Genomic DNA, 16,158 nt, shown 5'->3' with positions numbered 1-16,158 from the left:
CTTGATCGCGTCGCGTATCTGTCGGGCCCCAACGGCTGCTGCCGATTCGCCACGCCGGGTGTAGACGTAGCAGGCTGCGAACTCAAGCCGCGCGAGCAAGCGGCACCGATGCTCCGAGCGCAGGCAGGTCCTCGGCCACTGCCGCCAGGTTCTCTTCCGAGAGGATCTGCGCGCCGTAGCGCATCATCTCGGCCGGCCAGGTCAGTTCGGGGTTCTCGAGTACCTCGCGCGCGAGGAACAGTACCCGTCCCAGGCGCAATGCCTCCCAGCCCTGGTGCCGCGTACCGCTGCTCTGGCTCGCTTCGATGATCACGGTCGCGTCGCAGAGCAGTGCCATCGTCCGGTTGCGGATCGGGAAGTTGCGCGGTGTCACGCGGCTGCCGAGCGGAAACTGGCTGACGAGCAGGTGGTCGCGCGCGATCTGCGCCTGCAGCTCGGCGTTCTCCTTCGGATAGGCATCGTCGAGCGGGGTCCCAAGTACCGCGATCGTGCGGCCGCCGCAGGCGATGGCTGCCCGATGCGCGGCGGTATCGATGCCCGAAGCGAGGCCGCTGACGATCACGATGCCCTGCTCGGCCAGCATGCGCGCGAAACGATCACAGCGCTCGAGACCGGCCGGCGTGGCCTGGCGCGAGCCGACGATCGCTACGCGGGCGCCCCGCTTGAGCAGCGAAGGGTCGCCCTGCAGGAACAGGCGTTCGGGACTGTGGGCGCGCTCAAGATCGTTGAGCGTACCGAGCAGGTCGCTCGTGGAGCGCTCGATGAAGGACACCTTGGACTCCTCCCGGGGTATGGCGGCGCCGGGTCGCAGTCCGGACCGCCGTGTGTCAAGGCAAGTCTACAACAGTGCCGCGCCGGCCTCAGGCTCAGCGCTCCTGGCTCCCGTTCCCGGAGGTGCTTGCCTCTCCGTTGTGACTACACTGAGCCATCCTTGCGTGAGGAGACCGCCATGGCTGCTGCTGACACATCCGTTCGTGCCCGAATCGATGCCGACATCAAGCGACGTGCAGCTGATGCACTGAAAACCATGGACCTGTCTGTCTCGGAGGCCATCCGCCTGTTCCTGCATCGGATCGCGGACGAGCGCCAGCTCCCGTTCGAGGCGACGCTGCCGAATGTTCGGACCCGGCGCGCCATCGCCGAGCTCGAAGCGGGAAAGGGACGGCGTGCGCGATCCGTGGATGATCTGAAGACACAGATGAAGACGGACAAGCCTGAGTAATGCGCGCATCCCCGCCTGCTCGGATCTCCGCGCACCAGGATCCGCTGCCCGGCTGGCCCTGCCATCGCTACTCCGGCATCGCATCGAACAGTCCCTCGAACCGCTGGTCGCTGTAGTAGCGGATCTTTCTCGCCTGTACCGGTCGCTGGCCGGCGAGGAACAGCAGCTGGGTCTGGGGATCGAGCGTGCGGACTTCGTCCGGGGTCAGCAGCGGACGTCCGGCATGCTGTTCGCCGCGGCTGCTGGTGGGCTCCACGGAGCCGAACAGCGGGCCACTGGTGTTACTCATGGTGTGGAACACGGCAGTGCTCTGGCCCAACAGGTTCGAGACGAGCTGGGCGGTTTCGTGGTCGTTCACGCCGAACACCTGCAGCACTGCGGCGTTGGAGAAGAAGGAGCCGGCGCGCTTGGCATAGGTCGCGCGCAGCTGGTGGACGTCCTGCAGGATCGGCCATAGCTGGACGCCGTAGCCGGCCATCAGGCCCATCGCGCGCTCGACCGGAGCCAGGTAGCCGAGGGCAGCGAACTCGTCGAGCAGGTAGAGCACCGGCTCGGTGGGCCTGGTCTGGCTGCGCGCCATCTCGAGCAGGCTCTGGCTGACCATCAGACGCAGCCAGCGAGCGTACGTTTCCAGCCGGTCGGGGGGCAGGACAAGGAAGACGGTGGCGGTGCGTGCCTTGAGGTCGGCGAAGCGGAAGGCGGAGCGGCTCAGCACCGCGGTCATGCGGGGGCTGTCGAGAAAATGGGTGTGGCGCTGGGCGGAGGAGAGCACGCCGGCGCCTTCCCGGTCGGACTTGCCGCGGTGGCGGTTGGCTGCCCGGGCCACCAGACCGTTGGCAGCCTGGCTTTCCTGCATGCGGTCGAGCAGTTCCTCGAAGTCGTCCGGGGCGAGCGTGAGCCAGGCGCGCAGCGTTCCCAGGTGGCGCCGCTCCGGTGGCTCGTCGGCGACGATGTGCAGGATCAGGCCGGTGATCAGGGCCTTGGCTTCCTCGTTCCAGTGCGCCTCACCCACCGCACCCGGGGGGTCGTAGACGAGGGCATCGGCCAGGGTGGCCGCTTCCTCGGCGGCGTCCACATCCTCGGCGTCCAGGCCGGCCAGCGGGTTGAAGGCGGCGCCTGGCTGGCCGGTGATGCCGAACGGATCGACCACGTGGACCGGGCCGAAGCGGGTGCGGGCGCGGCCGGTGATCCGGGCGTTCTCGCCCTTGGGGTCGATGCAGATCACCGAGCGCTCGGCAGTCAGCAGGTTCGGGATGAGCGTGCCAACACCCTTGCCGGTGCGGGTCGGGGCGATGGTCAGCAGGTGCGATGGGCCGTCGTAGCGGAGCAGTTCACCGGTACGGGTGTCGGTGCCGATCAGCAAGCCGCGCTGGGTCGTGCGCAACGGCTGGATCTCGGCGGGCGTCGCGAAACGGGCGGAGCCGTGGGTGTCGGCCTGATGAGGGCCGAAGTGCCGGCGCAGTGCCTCGAGGGCGATGTGCGCGACCAGGGCGAGCGGCAGCAAGAAGGGCAGGTTATCGACCGTCTGGTACAGGAGGCTTGCTTCCGGGACGTCCAGGTGCACGACCAACCACATGCGCACGATCAGGCCGATCACGAACAGAACGATGCCGATGACCACTGCGGCCTTGAAGGTCCGGACCAGGGTCTGCGGTCCCTCGAGCAGGGTGGTGCGCGCTGCGGTGACCGGATTCGCGCGGACGTAGGCCGCGAGATTGCGGAAGGCCTCCAGGGTGTCGCGCATCACGACCGCGCCTCGGGCGGGGCGCTTTCGACGGTTGCGGTCGTCTCTGCTGTGCCGGGCAGCAGGTCCTCGAACAGCTCGCGATCGGCGCGACGTGTGAGGGCGGGAGGCAGTGCGTCCTGTAACCAGGCGCGCAGCACTGGCGCGATCGGCGAGTTGTCGGCGATCGCCTGTTGCACGAGGCCGCCGAGCAGGATCCGGCGCCGAGTGTCCTCGGCCTGGATCTGCTTGGCCAGGCGGGCCTTCAGGGTGGAGGTCTGCGCTTCCAGCTGCGCCAGACGCTCAGGGAGGGAACGACGTGCCATCGACCAGCCTCCGACGGTTGACGCAGGTAACTGGGCGAACGCTGTGAGGTGGGCGGCGGTTGACGGGCTGTGAGAACCTGCGACTGGCCGGGGCGGCAGAAAAGCTAAATGCGCACTTACGAGTTGCTGCGCAACTCGGGCAGTTGTCGTATTCTCAGGATATGGCCATCTACCACTGCTCGACGGCTGCGGTTTCCCGGAGTTCTGGCCGCAGCGCGGTCGCCGCCGCAGCCTATCGATCGGGTACCGTGCTCACCAATGAGCGCGATGGACTGGTGCATGACTACCGGCCGCGGAAGGGGATCGAGCACCGGGAGGTCGTGCTGCCATCGCAGGTTTCAGCGCCTTGGGCTCAGGACCGGTCGGTGCTGTGGAATGCCGCGGAAGCGGCCGAGCGGCGCAAGGATGCGCGCGTGGCGCGCGAGGTCGAGGTGTCGCTGCCGCACGAGCTCGATGCGAAGCAGCGGCAGGCGCTGGCCACGGAACTGGCGCAGCACCTGGCCGACCGTTACCGGGTCGCGGTGGATCTGGCCATCCATTCGCCGCACGGCAAGACGGATGCGCGAAACCATCATGCGCATCTGCTGATGACGACCCGGACGCTGACCGCCGGCGGGCTCGGGGGGAAGGCGATGCTCGAGCGGGAGAATCGGGAACTGACCCGGCTCGGCCTGCCGACCACGCATCAGCAGGTGCGCGAGCTGCGCGAGGCCTGGGCTGATATGGCCAACCGGCATCTGGCGCGTGCCGAGCATGACCTGCGGATCGATCATCGGTCGCATGCGACCCGGGGGATCGAGTTGACGCCGACGGCGCACATGGGTGTCCATGCCACGCAGATGTCGCGCAAGGGGATGGAGGTCTCCCGGGCGGCACTGACTGTCGACCAGGCACAGCGCAATGTGGCGTTGATCCGGGGATCGCCCGAGCAAGTCCTGGCGCTGATCACGGCGGAGAAGAGCGTCTTCGACCATCGGGACGTGGCGCGGGTGGTGAACCGCTACACCGAAGGGGCGGGGCAGTTCCAGACGGTCTACGGCCAGGTCATGGCCTCGCCCGAGTTGGTGCGGCTGACGGCCGAGACGCGCGATGCGGACGGCCGGGTGGCGGCGCCGGCGCTGTACTCGACGCGCGACATGGTCGCGGTGGAGGCGCGGATGGATACCGTGGCCGCGCGAATGGCGGTCCGGGAAGCCCATGCGGTTTCGGAGGCGAGCCGATCTGCGGCGCTGGCCGGTTCGCCGCAGCTCGACGCCGGGCAGCGCAATGCGTTCGAGCATGTGACCGGTCCGCAGCAACTGTCGGTGGTGGTCGGCTACGCCGGGTCCGGGAAGAGCTCGATGCTGGGGGCGGCGCGGGAAGCCTGGCAGCGGGAGGGTTATGACGTCCGTGGGGCAGCGCTGGCCGGCAAAGCGGCCGAGGGGCTGCAGGGGTCTTCTGGGATCGAGTCGCGGACGCTGGCCTCCTGGGAGCGCAGTTGGGCGGCTGGCCGGGAGATGCCGACGGCCAACCAGGTCTATGTCATCGACGAGAGCGGGATGGTGTCGTCGCGGCAGCTCGAGCGGGTGCTGTCGCGGATCGAGGACGGTGGGGCGAAGGCGGTCCTGGTCGGGGATCCCGGCCAGTTGCAGCCGATCGAGGCCGGGGCGGCATTCCGGGCGGTAGCCGAGCGGACCGGGTTTGCGCAGATGGACACGGTGCGCCGGCAACAGGAGGCCTGGCAGCGGGAGGCCTCGGTCGCCTTCGGTCAGCATCGGACAGCCGAGGCGCTGCGGGCCTATGCCGAGCGGGGTGCGGTGCACCTGGCGGCGGACCAGGCTGCAGCGCGGGCGGCGATCGTGAAGGAATACGTGGCGGATCTTCGGGCGCGTCCGGACGGGTCGCGGGTGGCGCTCGCGCATCGGCGCGACGATGTCCGGACGCTCAATGAGGCGATCCGTGATGAACGCAAGGCGTCGGGTGAACTGCGCGGCGAGCAGCGTTACCGGACGACTGAGGGTGAGCGGTCGTTTGCGCTCGGGGATCGGGTCCTGTTCCGGGAGAACAACCGGGACCTTGGGGTGAAGAACGGGACTATGGGAACCGTGTCGAAGGCGGAGCCGGGACAGCTGTCGGTGCGGCTCGACAATGCGGCGGGGCCTGGGCGGGGTCGTGAAGTGGCGGTACCGACGGAACAGTACCGGGCGCTGGATCACGGGTATGCGACCACGATCCACAAGAGCCAGGGGGCTACGGTGGATCGCAGCTACGTGCTGGCATCCCCGTCGATGGATCGGCACCTGTCGTATGTCGCGATGACTCGCCATACCGAATCGGCGCAGCTGTACGGCAGTCGGGAGGTCTTCCGGGACCAGCGGCAGTTGGCGCAACAGCTCTCGCGCAGCGGGGCGAAGGAGACGACGCTCGACTACACCCAGGCGACGCAGTCCTTTGCCGAGCGCCGGGGGCGGGAACTCGACAGTCAGATCGTGCTGCGTGAGCCGCCGGCGACGGATCGGGCTCGGCCTGAACCGGAACGGTCCGAACATCCGGTGGGCGGAGCCGCGCAACGCCCCGTAGACAGGTCGGTGGAATCGGCGCTGCCCGCAGGTATCCGGTCATCCACGGCGGGGCGTGACCCGCATCCTGCTCCAGCGTCAGCCATGGAACGTCGTGACACGGACATCGCGAACCTGGTCCGGGACTGGAACACCCTGGAGCAGCGTCTGGACCGGCTTCAGAGCCGTCAGAACGCCCCAGAACGGGCTCAGACGCTTCAGGAGATGCGTGGGATAGCAGAACACCTGCGCGCCGTTCCAGGGGTCCGGGAGGCTTTTCTGGAGCGGCAGAGGGACCTCGGAGTGCGGCGAGGGTCGTCGCTGGATCGGGCGGTGCGTGAACGCAACCTGGATCGGGCGATAGAACGGGTCCGCGATCGGGAGAGGGATCGGGACCGTTGACCACCCTTCCCTGAACAACCCGGCGAAGCCGGTTTTGTCCTTGAGCAGGCACGTTGCTCCGGTCCGCTTGGCTAACGTTGCGGCTGGTGCCTTGCGGTTGGATGTTCCGTGAAGCCCGCAGGGCTGATCTCGAGTGGGTCTGTTCCGTCTCTGGCGCTTAAGGTTTCGCGATCAGGCGCTGCGTGGGTCACGTGATCGACGGCGTCTGAGACCGTTAATGCGTGCGAAATCCGGCGTTTCTGTTCTTCGGCGGACAGGAGGCACGGCATTCGATGCACAAAAGCCGGTCCTTTCTTTTGATTAAAGAAAAGATTAAAGAAAAGATTAGCTACTTTTTAGCGTGTGCGCCAAGGCTTTGATCCGTAAAATCTTTGACCAGTTATCCACAGCGCGAAATGTGCATCGGATGCCGTGCCTGATGTGCATCGGATGCCGTGCCTGATGTGCATCGGATGCCGTGCCTTGTGCATCGGATGCCGTGTCAATGTGCATCGGATGCCGTGTCAATGTGCATCGGATGCCGTGCCTGCCTCCCCTGCTTGCCCCGTTCTGTGGATAACTCGGGCGTTTTTCATGTGCATCGGATGCCGTGCCTCATCCGGCCTTGAGACTGACCGTGGTGCGGCGTACGGTGACCAGATCGTCCTTGATCTCGAAGGCGGCCAGGAACCCGACCTCCACCAGCTCTGACAGCGCGACGCGCACCTGCCGCTTGAAGCTCGCGGCCTGCCGGTTACGGCTGCCGGTGTAGGCCTGTAAGGTGGCCAGCTTCACTGCAAAGGGCTCGCGGTGGCTGCTGTAGAACGCGTGCAGGGCTTGGGCAAGGGGCTGGCTGCGCAGTGCCTGGCGCTGTTTCCAGTCCAGTGCGGTCCACTGGTTTTCGCCGAACAGCTTGATGATGCCGCGGTTCAGCTCGATGCCGTAGTGCCGCGTGACCTCGTCCTTGGCGCCAGACTTGATCAGGGGGCCGAAGTAGGTCTTGCCGTCGTGCTTCACCTCGACCGCGCAGGCGGTCAGGCGCAGCAGCGTGGAGTGCAGCTGGCGGTGCTGGCTGTTGCCGGTGGGCATGCCCATCGCCTTGAGCAGGCCGTGGGCGGTAAAGCTTGCCACGGTGCCCAGTGGCTGGTCGCGCGCTAGGTGCACGATGGTTTCCCAGACGTCGAGGTCAGCCTGGTTGAGCTGCTCGCCGGTGTAGCGGATCTCGATGCCATCCTGGCTCGCCAGCACGGTTTCCTTAAAGAACTGGCGATCCTTGCTGTGGATCGCCGCAAACAGCGCCGAGCGGATGAAGCTGTTGGGGGCGCCTCGCTTGGGCTCCGGCCACAGGGGCAGCTGCACCGTCGTGTTCTGGGCACGCTCGCTCACGCGCTTGCGCAGGCTCGACAGGGCCTGTCCGAGGGGGGTGTCGGGTTTGGTCATCGCTGCCCTGCCTTATGGTGCGGCTGTCGCCCGTTGCCTACCGAGCATGCTTGCCGTCTTTCATGAATGCATGAAAGCATGCAAGCATGAATTCGCTGACAGTCTGGTCGTGCTGGGTGGCGGCGATCTTGATCGCGCGAAATTCGGCCTGGGGTACGCGGATCTGCAGCGGCTTGTCGTTCCGGGGCTTCACGGCGGAGGGCGCTGGTACCGCCTTTGGCGCAGGGCGACGGGCGGGCGTTGCAGCCTGGGGGGTGATTGCCGGGGCGTCGAGCGCATCCGGCGTGAGGGCGACTGCTTTAGCCATGACGTTTCACCTTCTCGGCTTTCTGCATGTTTGCATGCAAGCATGCTTTTATGTTTTTCCACAAACCAGCGGTTTCCAGCGCGGCTGGGCCTTTCGGCGTCAGTTCGATGGACGTGCGTCCGTCCGTCATCGCAGCGGCGTAGGGAACCCGGTCAGCGATGAAGGTTTCGGCGACCGGGCCGTGGTGGGAGAGGGCGGCGGCGGCCTGGCCGGTGATGCTGGCGTTCGTCTTGGCCTGCGTGAGGATGAAGAGGAAGGGGATCTTCGCGTCCTTCAGCAGTGCGACGGTGGCGGATGCGGCCCACAGATCGGACGGGCTGGGCCGGATCGGCACCAGCACGAGATCGGCCAGGCGGAAGAGGGCGACGTTCTCGTCGGTGCGGGTGGGGGCGGTGTCGATGAAGCAGTAGGCGGCCTTGCGCTGCGCCAGCTGCCGCAGGCCGGCGGCCAGGTCGGCCAGGGCGACCTCGGCCCGCTGCGGGGCTTGGGCCTCGCGCTTTTCGTGCCACATGCTCAGGGTGCCTTGGGGATCAGTGTCGATCAGGAAGACCGGGCCATCGCCTGAGCGTTCCGCCTGCACGGCCAGATGCGCGCACAGCGTGGTCTTGCCGCTGCCGCCTTTCTGGGAATTGATGACAATGGTCTGCATGGTTGCATGCTCCTGTGCTTTTCACACTTTCATGTATTCATGCAAGCATGTTTGCATGCAATAATGCCTGACCCGGCCTGAGAGTCAAGGGCGCAGCCGGGTTGACCGGGCCCCTGCCTGCGGCATGGGCGTGGCAAGATTATGAGTTGCACTCACCGGACGGCTTCCCCGCACCACTCACAGCAATGAAGGCAGAGACCGCAGACATCCGCAATCAACCGGCGTACGGACCCGCAGAGGCCGCACGCTACCTGCGCTTGCCTGCCGCGACCTTGCGAACCTGGCTGGTGGGGCGCGCCTATCCGAAGGGCGACGCAAAGGGCACATTCCATCCCCTGATCAAGCCGGCCCGCACGCAGCCGCTTCAGCTGTCGTTCTACAACCTGATCGAAGCGCATGTCCTGCGCGCGCTACGGACGGAACATGGCGTCGCGCTCGCTGAGCTGCGTGCGGCCATCGCTTACGCCGAGAAGGAGCTGCAGACGCATCGCCTTCTGCTCAGCCCCGAGCTCCGAACTCACGCCGGCCAGGTGTTTCTCGTCCGGTACGCGCAACTCATCAACCTCAGCGCCTCCGGCCAGCTGGCAATGCGCAGGATGCTGGAGGACCACCTTCAACGCGTCGACTGGGACGAATGGCAGTTCCCCGTACGGCTGTATCCCTATACGGGGTCGATGCCGCGGGCATTGGAGCGGCCCATCGCCATCGACCCGCATGTGGCGTTCGGACGGCCCATGGTGCAGAGGGCAGGGGTGTCCACGGCCGCCATTGCCGATCGCATCGATGCCGGCGAGACTGTCGAGGCTCTTGCTGAGGACTACGACCTCTCGAGAGACGAGATCGAGCAGGCAGTGCTTTACTCGCGGGCGGCGTGAGCAGGGTCTACTTCACGGATCGAGACCTCGGAAAGCAGTTTCCGCGCATTCTTGCTGAGGCTGGGATAGCGGTCGAACGACACGGCGACCTATTCAGGCCGGAGGGCAGCGATGAAGAATGGCTGGAATACTGCGGCACGCAGGGGCGTATTGCTGTGTCGCATAACAGCCGCATTCGATACGTGCCTAATGAGCTGGCAGCGGTGAAGCGCTTCGAGGTGCCATTACTCGTTCTGGTCGGCAAAGCCACGACTGCAAACCTCGCCACCAACTTCGTGCGGACCTTGCCGCGGATCGATTCATTCCTCGATGGTCGATTACCACCGTTCATAGGAAAGGTCTACCTGGCGACGCCATCGGAGCTGGCGAAGTCGCCTACCGCAGCGGGGCGGGTCGAGCTCTGGTTTCCGTAATGAAAGCTATGGTCTCGCACGCCACATGAATCCCGGTTTACCGTAGGCTCCGTTTCTTGAGACGATGGAGCCCTTCAGAGAAGGTCTTTTACCCCACCGCACGTGAAGGCAAATGAGCACACAGACTGGATTCGCCGTCTTCACTAACCGCACGACATCGCAGCCAGCCAAGGCATCTAAATGCGCCCCTGCAGAGCGCGATACCGGCTGTGCTTACGATGAAGGCGAGCCGAGCTGGCGAGCCGTCCTACTTAAGCGACAAGCCGAGCAGTGGAAAGCCGTACGCGAACATGGCGGTCAACCCCGCACCCACCTTAGTCCGCATGCCAGCTATGTTCTGGCCGAGGCCGTACAGTGGTTGGCGGATTTACCCCCAAACTCGATTCATGCCGTAGTGACCGATCCGCCCTATGGGGTGACCGAGTACGCGGACAAGAACCACAAGAAGCTGAAGCAGGGCAGGGGTGGAGTATGGCGCATACCACCGTCGTTCGACGGTGCAAATCGCCGCCCATTGCCGCGGTTTACGGTATTGACCAACGACGAGATTGCCGCGCTACAAAGTTTCTTTGGTTCGCTTGCCTATGGGCTCGCGCGAGCCCTTGTCCCCGGGGGGCACATCTTCGTTGCGTCAAACCCGCTTCTTTCGACCCTGACTTTTCATGCTTTTCAGCGTGCCGGGCTTGAAAAGCGAGGCGAGCTGATACGCCTTGTTCAGACTCTGCGCGGTGGCGATAGGCCCAAAGGAGCCGAAGAAGAGTTTTCCGACGTCTCGATGATGGCCCGCTCGTGCTGGGAACCATGGGGCATCTTCCGTAAGCCTTACACTGGCACTGCGGCTGAAAATTTGCGCCAATGGGGCACTGGCGGCCTGCGCCGCATCTCTGCAGATGAACCATTCAAAGACGTGATTACTTGCTCACCTACACGCGGATTTGAGCGAGAAATTGCTCCGCATCCGTCTCTGAAGCCGCAGCGCTTCATGCGCCAAGTGGTGCGCGCTGCCCTGCCTCTTGGTATTGGTATCGTATACGACCCCTTCGCAGGCAGTGGCTCAACGCTAGCCGCTGCTCAAGCGAATGGGTATCACGCCATCGGCACCGACCGAGATGCCCAATACTTCGCCATGGGCTGCAAGGCTTTCAGACCGCTCGCGACTTTACCTATTGCCGAGCGATGACGCCTGACGCCCTTTACGAAGAGTTTGTAAAAGGCTTCCCTGCCCGCAGATTCTCCGCTGGGCTACTCGTCGCCTTCATCGACTTTTTGATGAAGCTTGAAGCCCCAAAACTGAAGGCAAAGAATCTAGAGGATGTGCTGATAAAGCATCCACGTCAGACAATCACAGCTGCTGGGAAGCGCGCTAACACGCTGATCGTTTCACTATCGGACGGAGGTACTGTCAGTCTGCGCCCGTTTTACAACGAGGTTGAGCGCTTCTTTCGCTCCGAAAACAAGCGCTTTGATTACCCAAGCTGCGCGCCCCATGCTACCCAAGCGTGGGGCGACTATATGCCATGGCTCGATGCACTGGTCACCTTCAATGTCGCCCAGCTCACGACTCTGCGCGGCAAGGTTCTGCAGTTCGTTCTAGACACGCTCAAGAACCAAGCGTTCGACCCGGCGTCGGTCAGGCATGACCCCCCTTTGTTTCAGCTCCTGCTGGACGGCTTCGAGATGACAGCCCGCAGGGGGGAGCCAACCGGCGCAGCCTTTCAAGGGATGGTCTTCGGCTTCTTGCGCGCGGATAACCCGCACCTGCAGATTGAAATCGACAAGGTACGTACCGGCTCCAAGCGACTGCAGCGTATTGCCGATATTGACGGTTGGGAGGGTGCCCGCCTTGCGATCTCTGCGGAGGTAAAGCAGTACGAGCTGAAGACTGAAGACGTGGCAGGATTGGAAAGCTTCGCCAATGAAACAGGGCGTCGTGGTGCGCTAGGCGTTATCGCCGCCCTGGGATTCAAGGAAGGGGTCCGCGAGCAGCTCGAAGGCATGGGGATAAAGCCGCTTGGCATTTATGACATGCTGCGGATCGTTGAGCTGTGGGACCCGCTCAAACAGCGAACCGCTGCTGCATCCATGGTCTACTATGCCCGTCACGTTGAGAAGAATTCGTCCCTTGCAGAGCGCATAGACGCATTCTTACTCAAGGCTGCGAAACAGAAAGAGGGTGAGCCTTGACGCGTTCAACGGCACTCAGGGATTCGATCCATTGATCAAAATGTATCGAAGGAGCAGGGCAGCTGCGCTTAGGACTGGTTTCGTCGCATTCTGCCCAGTTTGCCTCGTCAATACGTAACCCTAAAAGTCGGACTGTCTTCAGGCCGGGTCTTGCGGTGGTCGTAGATACGGGTGGTCGCAATGTTCGCGTGTCCCAGCCATTCTTGCACCTTTGCGATGTCGGCCTGGTGGTCGAGCGCATTGGTGGCGGCGGTGGCGCGTAGGGCATGGGCGCCGATCCGGAAGCCCAGTGCTGCCGAGTAGCCGCGGACGATCTTGTAGAGGCCGTCTGGGGTGAGGGCGTCGGCTGCGCCTTCGGCCCGGCTGCGATGGAGCGGGCGGAACAGCGGTCCGGTGGCCTCGTTACCGTGGCCGGCCTCGGTCAGGTAGTCGCTGATCAGGCCAGCGGCGGCCGGATGCAGTGGGACATAACGGGTCTTACCGCCCTTGCCGCTTACCTTCAGGTGTGGCACGCCGCGGCGTTCGTTTCGGGCGTCCTTCACGGTGAGGCGGCACAGCTCGTCGCGGCGAAGGGCGTGGTACAGGAGGGTGGCCAGCATGGCGCGATCGCGCTTGCCCTTGAGGCTGTCGGCCGCTGGCGCGTCCAGGAGCCGGCGGGCCTGATGGTCGCCTAGGGCGGGGGTCTTTCCTTCGTAGCTCTCGACCGGGGGGCGTTTCACACCCTTGACCGGGTTGTGCGTGACCGCGTTGCGCTCGCACAGATATTCAAAGAGCGAGGAGAGGGCGGCGAGGCGGTGCCGGATCGTCTGGCTGCTCAGGGCGCGTTTAGCCAGATCATCGCGCCAGGCGATGACATGGGCGCGCGTGACGGAGCGAAACTCGTCGGGGCGGACGATGCCGGTGAAGCGCATGAAATCCTGCAGGGCGATTTCGTAGGCGCGTCGGGTGGCCGGGGTGGCCAGGTTGGCGAACCATTCGAGTTCGGGGGGCACGTCGGCCAGGCGCTGGTAGGCGTCGGCGGTCAGGCGCCTGCCCGGCGACGGGGCGAGGGCGCCGGGGGCAGGGGTGGGACTCACTGAACGTCGGCCGATCGTCCCCATGCGGAAGCTCCGGGACAGGAATTTGCTCTTGATAACATATTTTATCAATACTGAAAGCACGAGTGTTCACTCTAGGAACATAAATAATCGATCCACAGAATGTGGCAAATGCAACACAGCACTTTGTTTACTTTCGCGCAGGTTTGCCTATCATCGCCACCACACCCTTTCTCAAGGAGTCGACATGGCAGAGCGCAACAAGACCTCCGTGAAGTTCTGCAGCCCCGTATTCACACGATTCGAAAAGAGCATCCAATCGATGCCGATCAACCGCGACGGGCTGATCGATACGCTGATCGCAGATCAGATCCCGTATCTCCGGAACGATCTGGCAGGAAAGAAGTTGTCGCGATCCGCCAATCGCTACATCTCGGCTCGGCTGAAGCGCTTAGGCCTCGACAACCCGAGGACAATCGCGCTGCAGCCAGCCACTGCAGAAGCGCTTCGAAAGGTCGTCAAAGATCACGGGCTGGTTCGCGACGCATTCCTGAACGCTGTGCTTTTCTTCTTTACGGCAGACAACAAAGCGCTTCGGGCGTTGGGCCTTCCAGCTTCCACCAGCGATCGCTCCCTGAACCAGGCAGTGCCATTCTCCGCCGCGCCGATGACCGCGTTGCTGGAACTGTTCGGCGATCCGTTTCACTACCTACGAATCGGATGCGAGGCCAATCATGGCACCGGTCTCTATGCCATGAGCCTGCCCGATCAGATCCTCGGGTTCAGCTGCTACCTGCCAGATAGCGAGGTACCGGCCACGGATGCATGGGAGGCGCAACGCGCCGAGCAGGAGGAGATGGAACGTGTCATGGAAATGATCTCGTTCTCGAACGACCTCGAGGCCCACACACCCGGCGCCGCGATCCAGCAGCCCGATCGTAGCGCTCCCCAAACCCATTCCATCAGGAAGGATCAGGCACGATGAAACCGTTCATATCGACCCGAGGACGTCGGAAGTTCGACCGCGAGTGGAAAGAACACGGGGGCTGCATCGAGTGCAAACGCGGCACTGGCGAAGATCTCTACCTTCATCCGCTTTTCCCGCCGCTGCGTGTGAACGGGCGCCGAGAGAGCGTCCCGGCCTGTCTGATCACGCGGCTCAACCGGATCCTGCGTACCGAAGCCAGCAACGATCCTCAGTTCTCATGAGCTGGCGGTTCCGTGAGCGCGGCGATGCTGAAAAAAAAGGCATCACCTGCTTGACGGGCTCGGACTAAACCCTAGAATTGGTGTCAGGTCCGGTCCCATGGCACCACATATTGTGGCGCCTGCCTATCTGTTGTTTTTCGGGTTCGGGTCGGATTGGGGACGGGAAACTTCCCGGGCAGTTGACGCTGCCCGGGAAGCGAAAACGACCCGCGTAGGGGCCGTCTGCTGCAGAAACACCCGGATGTTTCCACAACGCTACTCCCCGGGTCAACGGTTGCTCCTCATCGCAGGTCGTTTCTCCCGTGTGTTCATGCTTCACGCAGGAGATTTCGAAATGGCAAAAGCGCTGAGGCCGGGTACCCCGGCACCGGTGTCTGGTCAGTATCGCAATCCCTCGACTGGTACTGAGGTCACGGGCGTCGCCAAAAAGCCGCTCCCGCCGACCCCCGGGCCAGGTCAGGGATACGTGCTGGTCGACCGGACCAAGCACCGCAGCAAGTAGTCGAAGGGGAGCCCCGGTCCTCGTGGCCGGGGCTGCTCGCTGCCGCTCGTCGATCGCAGAAGACCGACGGGACACGCTCGTTTGCTTGGCTCGTCGTTCAGGACTCGCCTCTTCCGGGCTGGACCTGTCTGCATCTATGCAATCGCCGAGCAGCGTGCGGAGGTGAATCCAACCGTTTGAAAAGGAAACATCAAATGCAAGAAGGTATGTATGGCGTCGAGTACCGCGGCCAGGCTGGCTGGGGGGTGGGTGCGTTCGTACTTCAGCAAGGTCGCATCTTCGGGGCGGACCCAGCCGGTGGGCGCTACGACGGGGACTACACCGAGAACGAAGGCACTGGGCTGGCCGATCTGAGGCTCAAGCTCACCTTCCCTCCGAACACCCAGGCGGTCTTCGGGATCAGCCATCCGTACGAGTGGTCAGTGGATGCCACCGCACGGATCGATCCCCGGGCCGACTCGGGAACGGCAGAGTTACGAACGGCACTCGGTCCTACGGTGCAGATCACTTACAAGCGCATGCGCGATCTTCCGAAGGCCTGAGCGTCCGGGTTGTCCATGCGGTGCGCGCTGCCTTTCGGCAGTGCGCACCGCATTCTCCATTATGTTGTTCCGGCTACGGTCAAGGGTTCGCTGCGCCGGCCTTCGGCCGCCCTTGACCGCTATCCGTGCACCAGGCTGGTCAGATCGACCGCCGGGCGTCGCCGCCTTCCCAAGTGATCTCTCCGGTGACAGGTGACAATGGCGCTTCGAGGTCCTCGGCGAAACCCTGGTAGCGGATCAGCGCGAATGCCCGGATGCGCGCCTCAGGAAACGACGAGGCGAGGACGCTGGCTGCAGCCAGCAGCGTGCGCCCCTTGGTGACAACGTCATCCACCAGGACGAGTTCCTGGCCGGGCGCGAGCAGGCTCGTCACCCTCAACGAGGCGCAGTGACGTTCAACGGTCGGACGATCGCCGGGCGCTGCATAGGCTGATTTCGGGACCGCCTCCACCCGCTCGAGCAGGGGTTCCACGGCCGCAGCGAGACCCTGTGCCTGCAGTGCCTTGGCAATTCGGTCCGGCACCCAGAGGCTGTCCCCTCGGCGCGGCGCGCTGCCTGGTGTCGGGACCAGTGTGACGTTCGGACCAAAGAACGCGGCGAAAGGGGGCGTTTCCTCGGATACCTTGGCTACCCGCTCGGCAGCTCGGGTCATCGCGTCCGGGTTGCCCCGCTTGATCGCGTCGCGTATCTGTCGGGCCCCAACGGCTGCTGCCGATTCGCCACGCCGGGTGTAGACGTAGCAGGCTGCGAACTCAAGCCGCGCGAGCAAGCGGCACCGATGCTCCGAGCGCAGGCAGGTCCTCGGCCACTG

The 16,158-nt window shown here is 64.2% G+C and carries 17 protein-coding genes; 9 read left to right on the top strand and 8 right to left on the bottom strand.

The annotated features are described in order from the left end of the window. Positions 1 to 82: 82 nt before the first annotated feature. Positions 83 to 763, bottom strand: coding sequence for a DNA-protecting protein DprA (locus ING98_20575; protein ID MCA3104273.1), 681 nt, complete (start codon positions 761 to 763; stop codon positions 83 to 85). A gap of 186 nt (positions 764 to 949) precedes the next feature. Here ING98_20575 and ING98_20570 point away from each other — a divergent pair, with 186 nt between their 5' ends. Next, positions 950 to 1,222 (top strand): type II toxin-antitoxin system RelB/DinJ family antitoxin, encoded by a 273-nt coding sequence (locus ING98_20570; protein ID MCA3104272.1) that lies wholly within the window; start codon positions 950 to 952, stop codon positions 1,220 to 1,222. 67 nt (positions 1,223 to 1,289) lie between these two features. Here the strand turns inward: ING98_20570 and ING98_20565 are convergent, their stop codons facing one another. After that, complete coding sequence (locus tag ING98_20565) at positions 1,290 to 2,966, bottom strand: type IV secretory system conjugative DNA transfer family protein (GenBank protein MCA3104271.1); 1,677 nt, start codon at positions 2,964 to 2,966, stop codon at positions 1,290 to 1,292. Beyond that, positions 2,966 to 3,271: a mobilization protein gene (locus ING98_20560; GenBank protein MCA3104270.1), complete on the bottom strand. Its 306-nt coding sequence runs from the start codon at positions 3,269 to 3,271 to the stop codon at positions 2,966 to 2,968. Before ING98_20560 ends, ING98_20565 begins: the two co-directional genes overlap by 1 nt. 161 nt (positions 3,272 to 3,432) lie before the next feature. Between ING98_20560 and traA the strand changes: the two genes are divergently transcribed. Then, complete coding sequence (traA, locus tag ING98_20555) at positions 3,433 to 6,210, top strand: Ti-type conjugative transfer relaxase TraA (protein ID MCA3104269.1); 2,778 nt, start codon at positions 3,433 to 3,435, stop codon at positions 6,208 to 6,210. Positions 6,211 to 6,804: 594 nt separating this feature from the next. Here the strand turns inward: traA and ING98_20550 are convergent. The 3 genes from ING98_20550 to ING98_20540 are packed head-to-tail and all read right to left on the bottom strand — an operon-like array spanning position 6,805 to position 8,585. Then, a complete protein-coding gene (locus ING98_20550) occupies positions 6,805 to 7,629 on the bottom strand; it encodes a TrfA family protein (protein MCA3104268.1) in 825 nt (274 codons plus the stop codon). A 37-nt stretch (positions 7,630 to 7,666) separates the two neighbouring features. Next, positions 7,667 to 7,936, bottom strand: a complete 270-nt coding sequence (locus ING98_20545) for a hypothetical protein (GenBank protein MCA3104267.1) — start codon at positions 7,934 to 7,936, stop codon at positions 7,667 to 7,669. Beyond that, positions 7,929 to 8,585 carry a ParA family protein gene (locus ING98_20540; GenBank protein MCA3104266.1) on the bottom strand — a complete coding sequence of 219 codons (657 nt, stop codon included), beginning with the start codon at positions 8,583 to 8,585 and terminating at the stop codon, positions 7,929 to 7,931. The genes ING98_20545 and ING98_20540 overlap by 8 nt, the downstream gene beginning before the upstream one ends. A gap of 185 nt (positions 8,586 to 8,770) precedes the next feature. On the opposite strand from ING98_20540, the gene ING98_20535 reads away from it, so the two are divergent. The 4 genes from ING98_20535 (at position 8,771) to ING98_20520 (ending at position 12,057) form a co-directional block, all read left to right on the top strand. Further along, complete coding sequence (locus ING98_20535) at positions 8,771 to 9,460, top strand: DUF433 domain-containing protein (protein ID MCA3104265.1); 690 nt, start codon at positions 8,771 to 8,773, stop codon at positions 9,458 to 9,460. Continuing rightward, positions 9,457 to 9,873, top strand: coding sequence for a hypothetical protein (locus ING98_20530; GenBank protein MCA3104264.1), 417 nt, complete (start codon positions 9,457 to 9,459; stop codon positions 9,871 to 9,873). Before ING98_20535 ends, ING98_20530 begins: the two co-directional genes overlap by 4 nt. A 112-nt stretch (positions 9,874 to 9,985) precedes the next feature. Next, entirely contained in the window at positions 9,986 to 11,053 is a 1,068-nt protein-coding gene (locus tag ING98_20525; protein MCA3104263.1) for a site-specific DNA-methyltransferase, read from the top strand. Then, the gene (locus ING98_20520) at positions 11,050 to 12,057 is read left to right on the top strand and encodes a hypothetical protein (protein ID MCA3104262.1); all 1,008 of its coding nucleotides are present in this window, start codon (positions 11,050 to 11,052) and stop codon (positions 12,055 to 12,057) included. Before ING98_20525 ends, ING98_20520 begins: the two co-directional genes overlap by 4 nt. Positions 12,058 to 12,164: 107 nt before the next feature. Here the strand turns inward: ING98_20520 and ING98_20515 are convergent, their stop codons facing one another. Beyond that, positions 12,165 to 13,157 (bottom strand): tyrosine-type recombinase/integrase, encoded by a 993-nt coding sequence (locus ING98_20515; protein ID MCA3104261.1) that lies wholly within the window; start codon positions 13,155 to 13,157, stop codon positions 12,165 to 12,167. Between the two features lie 184 nt (positions 13,158 to 13,341). Between ING98_20515 and ING98_20510 the strand changes: the two genes are divergently transcribed. From ING98_20510 to ING98_20500, 3 genes are all read left to right on the top strand, one after another. After that, complete coding sequence (locus ING98_20510) at positions 13,342 to 14,079, top strand: hypothetical protein (protein MCA3104260.1); 738 nt, start codon at positions 13,342 to 13,344, stop codon at positions 14,077 to 14,079. Continuing rightward, entirely contained in the window at positions 14,076 to 14,303 is a 228-nt protein-coding gene (locus ING98_20505) for a hypothetical protein (GenBank protein ID MCA3104259.1), read from the top strand. The genes ING98_20510 and ING98_20505 overlap by 4 nt, the downstream gene beginning before the upstream one ends. Positions 14,304 to 14,999: 696 nt before the next feature. Continuing rightward, positions 15,000 to 15,347: a hypothetical protein gene (locus ING98_20500; protein ID MCA3104258.1), complete on the top strand. Its 348-nt coding sequence runs from the start codon at positions 15,000 to 15,002 to the stop codon at positions 15,345 to 15,347. 139 nt (positions 15,348 to 15,486) lie between these two features. Here ING98_20500 and ING98_20495 read toward each other — a convergent pair whose 3' ends face one another. Next, on the bottom strand, positions 15,487 to 16,116 hold the full coding sequence (locus ING98_20495; GenBank protein ID MCA3104257.1) for a hypothetical protein: 630 nt from the start codon (positions 16,114 to 16,116) through the stop codon (positions 15,487 to 15,489). Between the last annotated feature and the right edge of the window lie 42 nt (positions 16,117 to 16,158).

The sequence above is a fragment of the Rhodocyclaceae bacterium genome (genome assembly GCA_020248265.1).
Lineage (GTDB): Bacteria > Pseudomonadota > Gammaproteobacteria > Burkholderiales > CAIKXV01 > CAIKXV01.
This window is presented reverse-complemented; position numbering and strand designations above follow the sequence as displayed.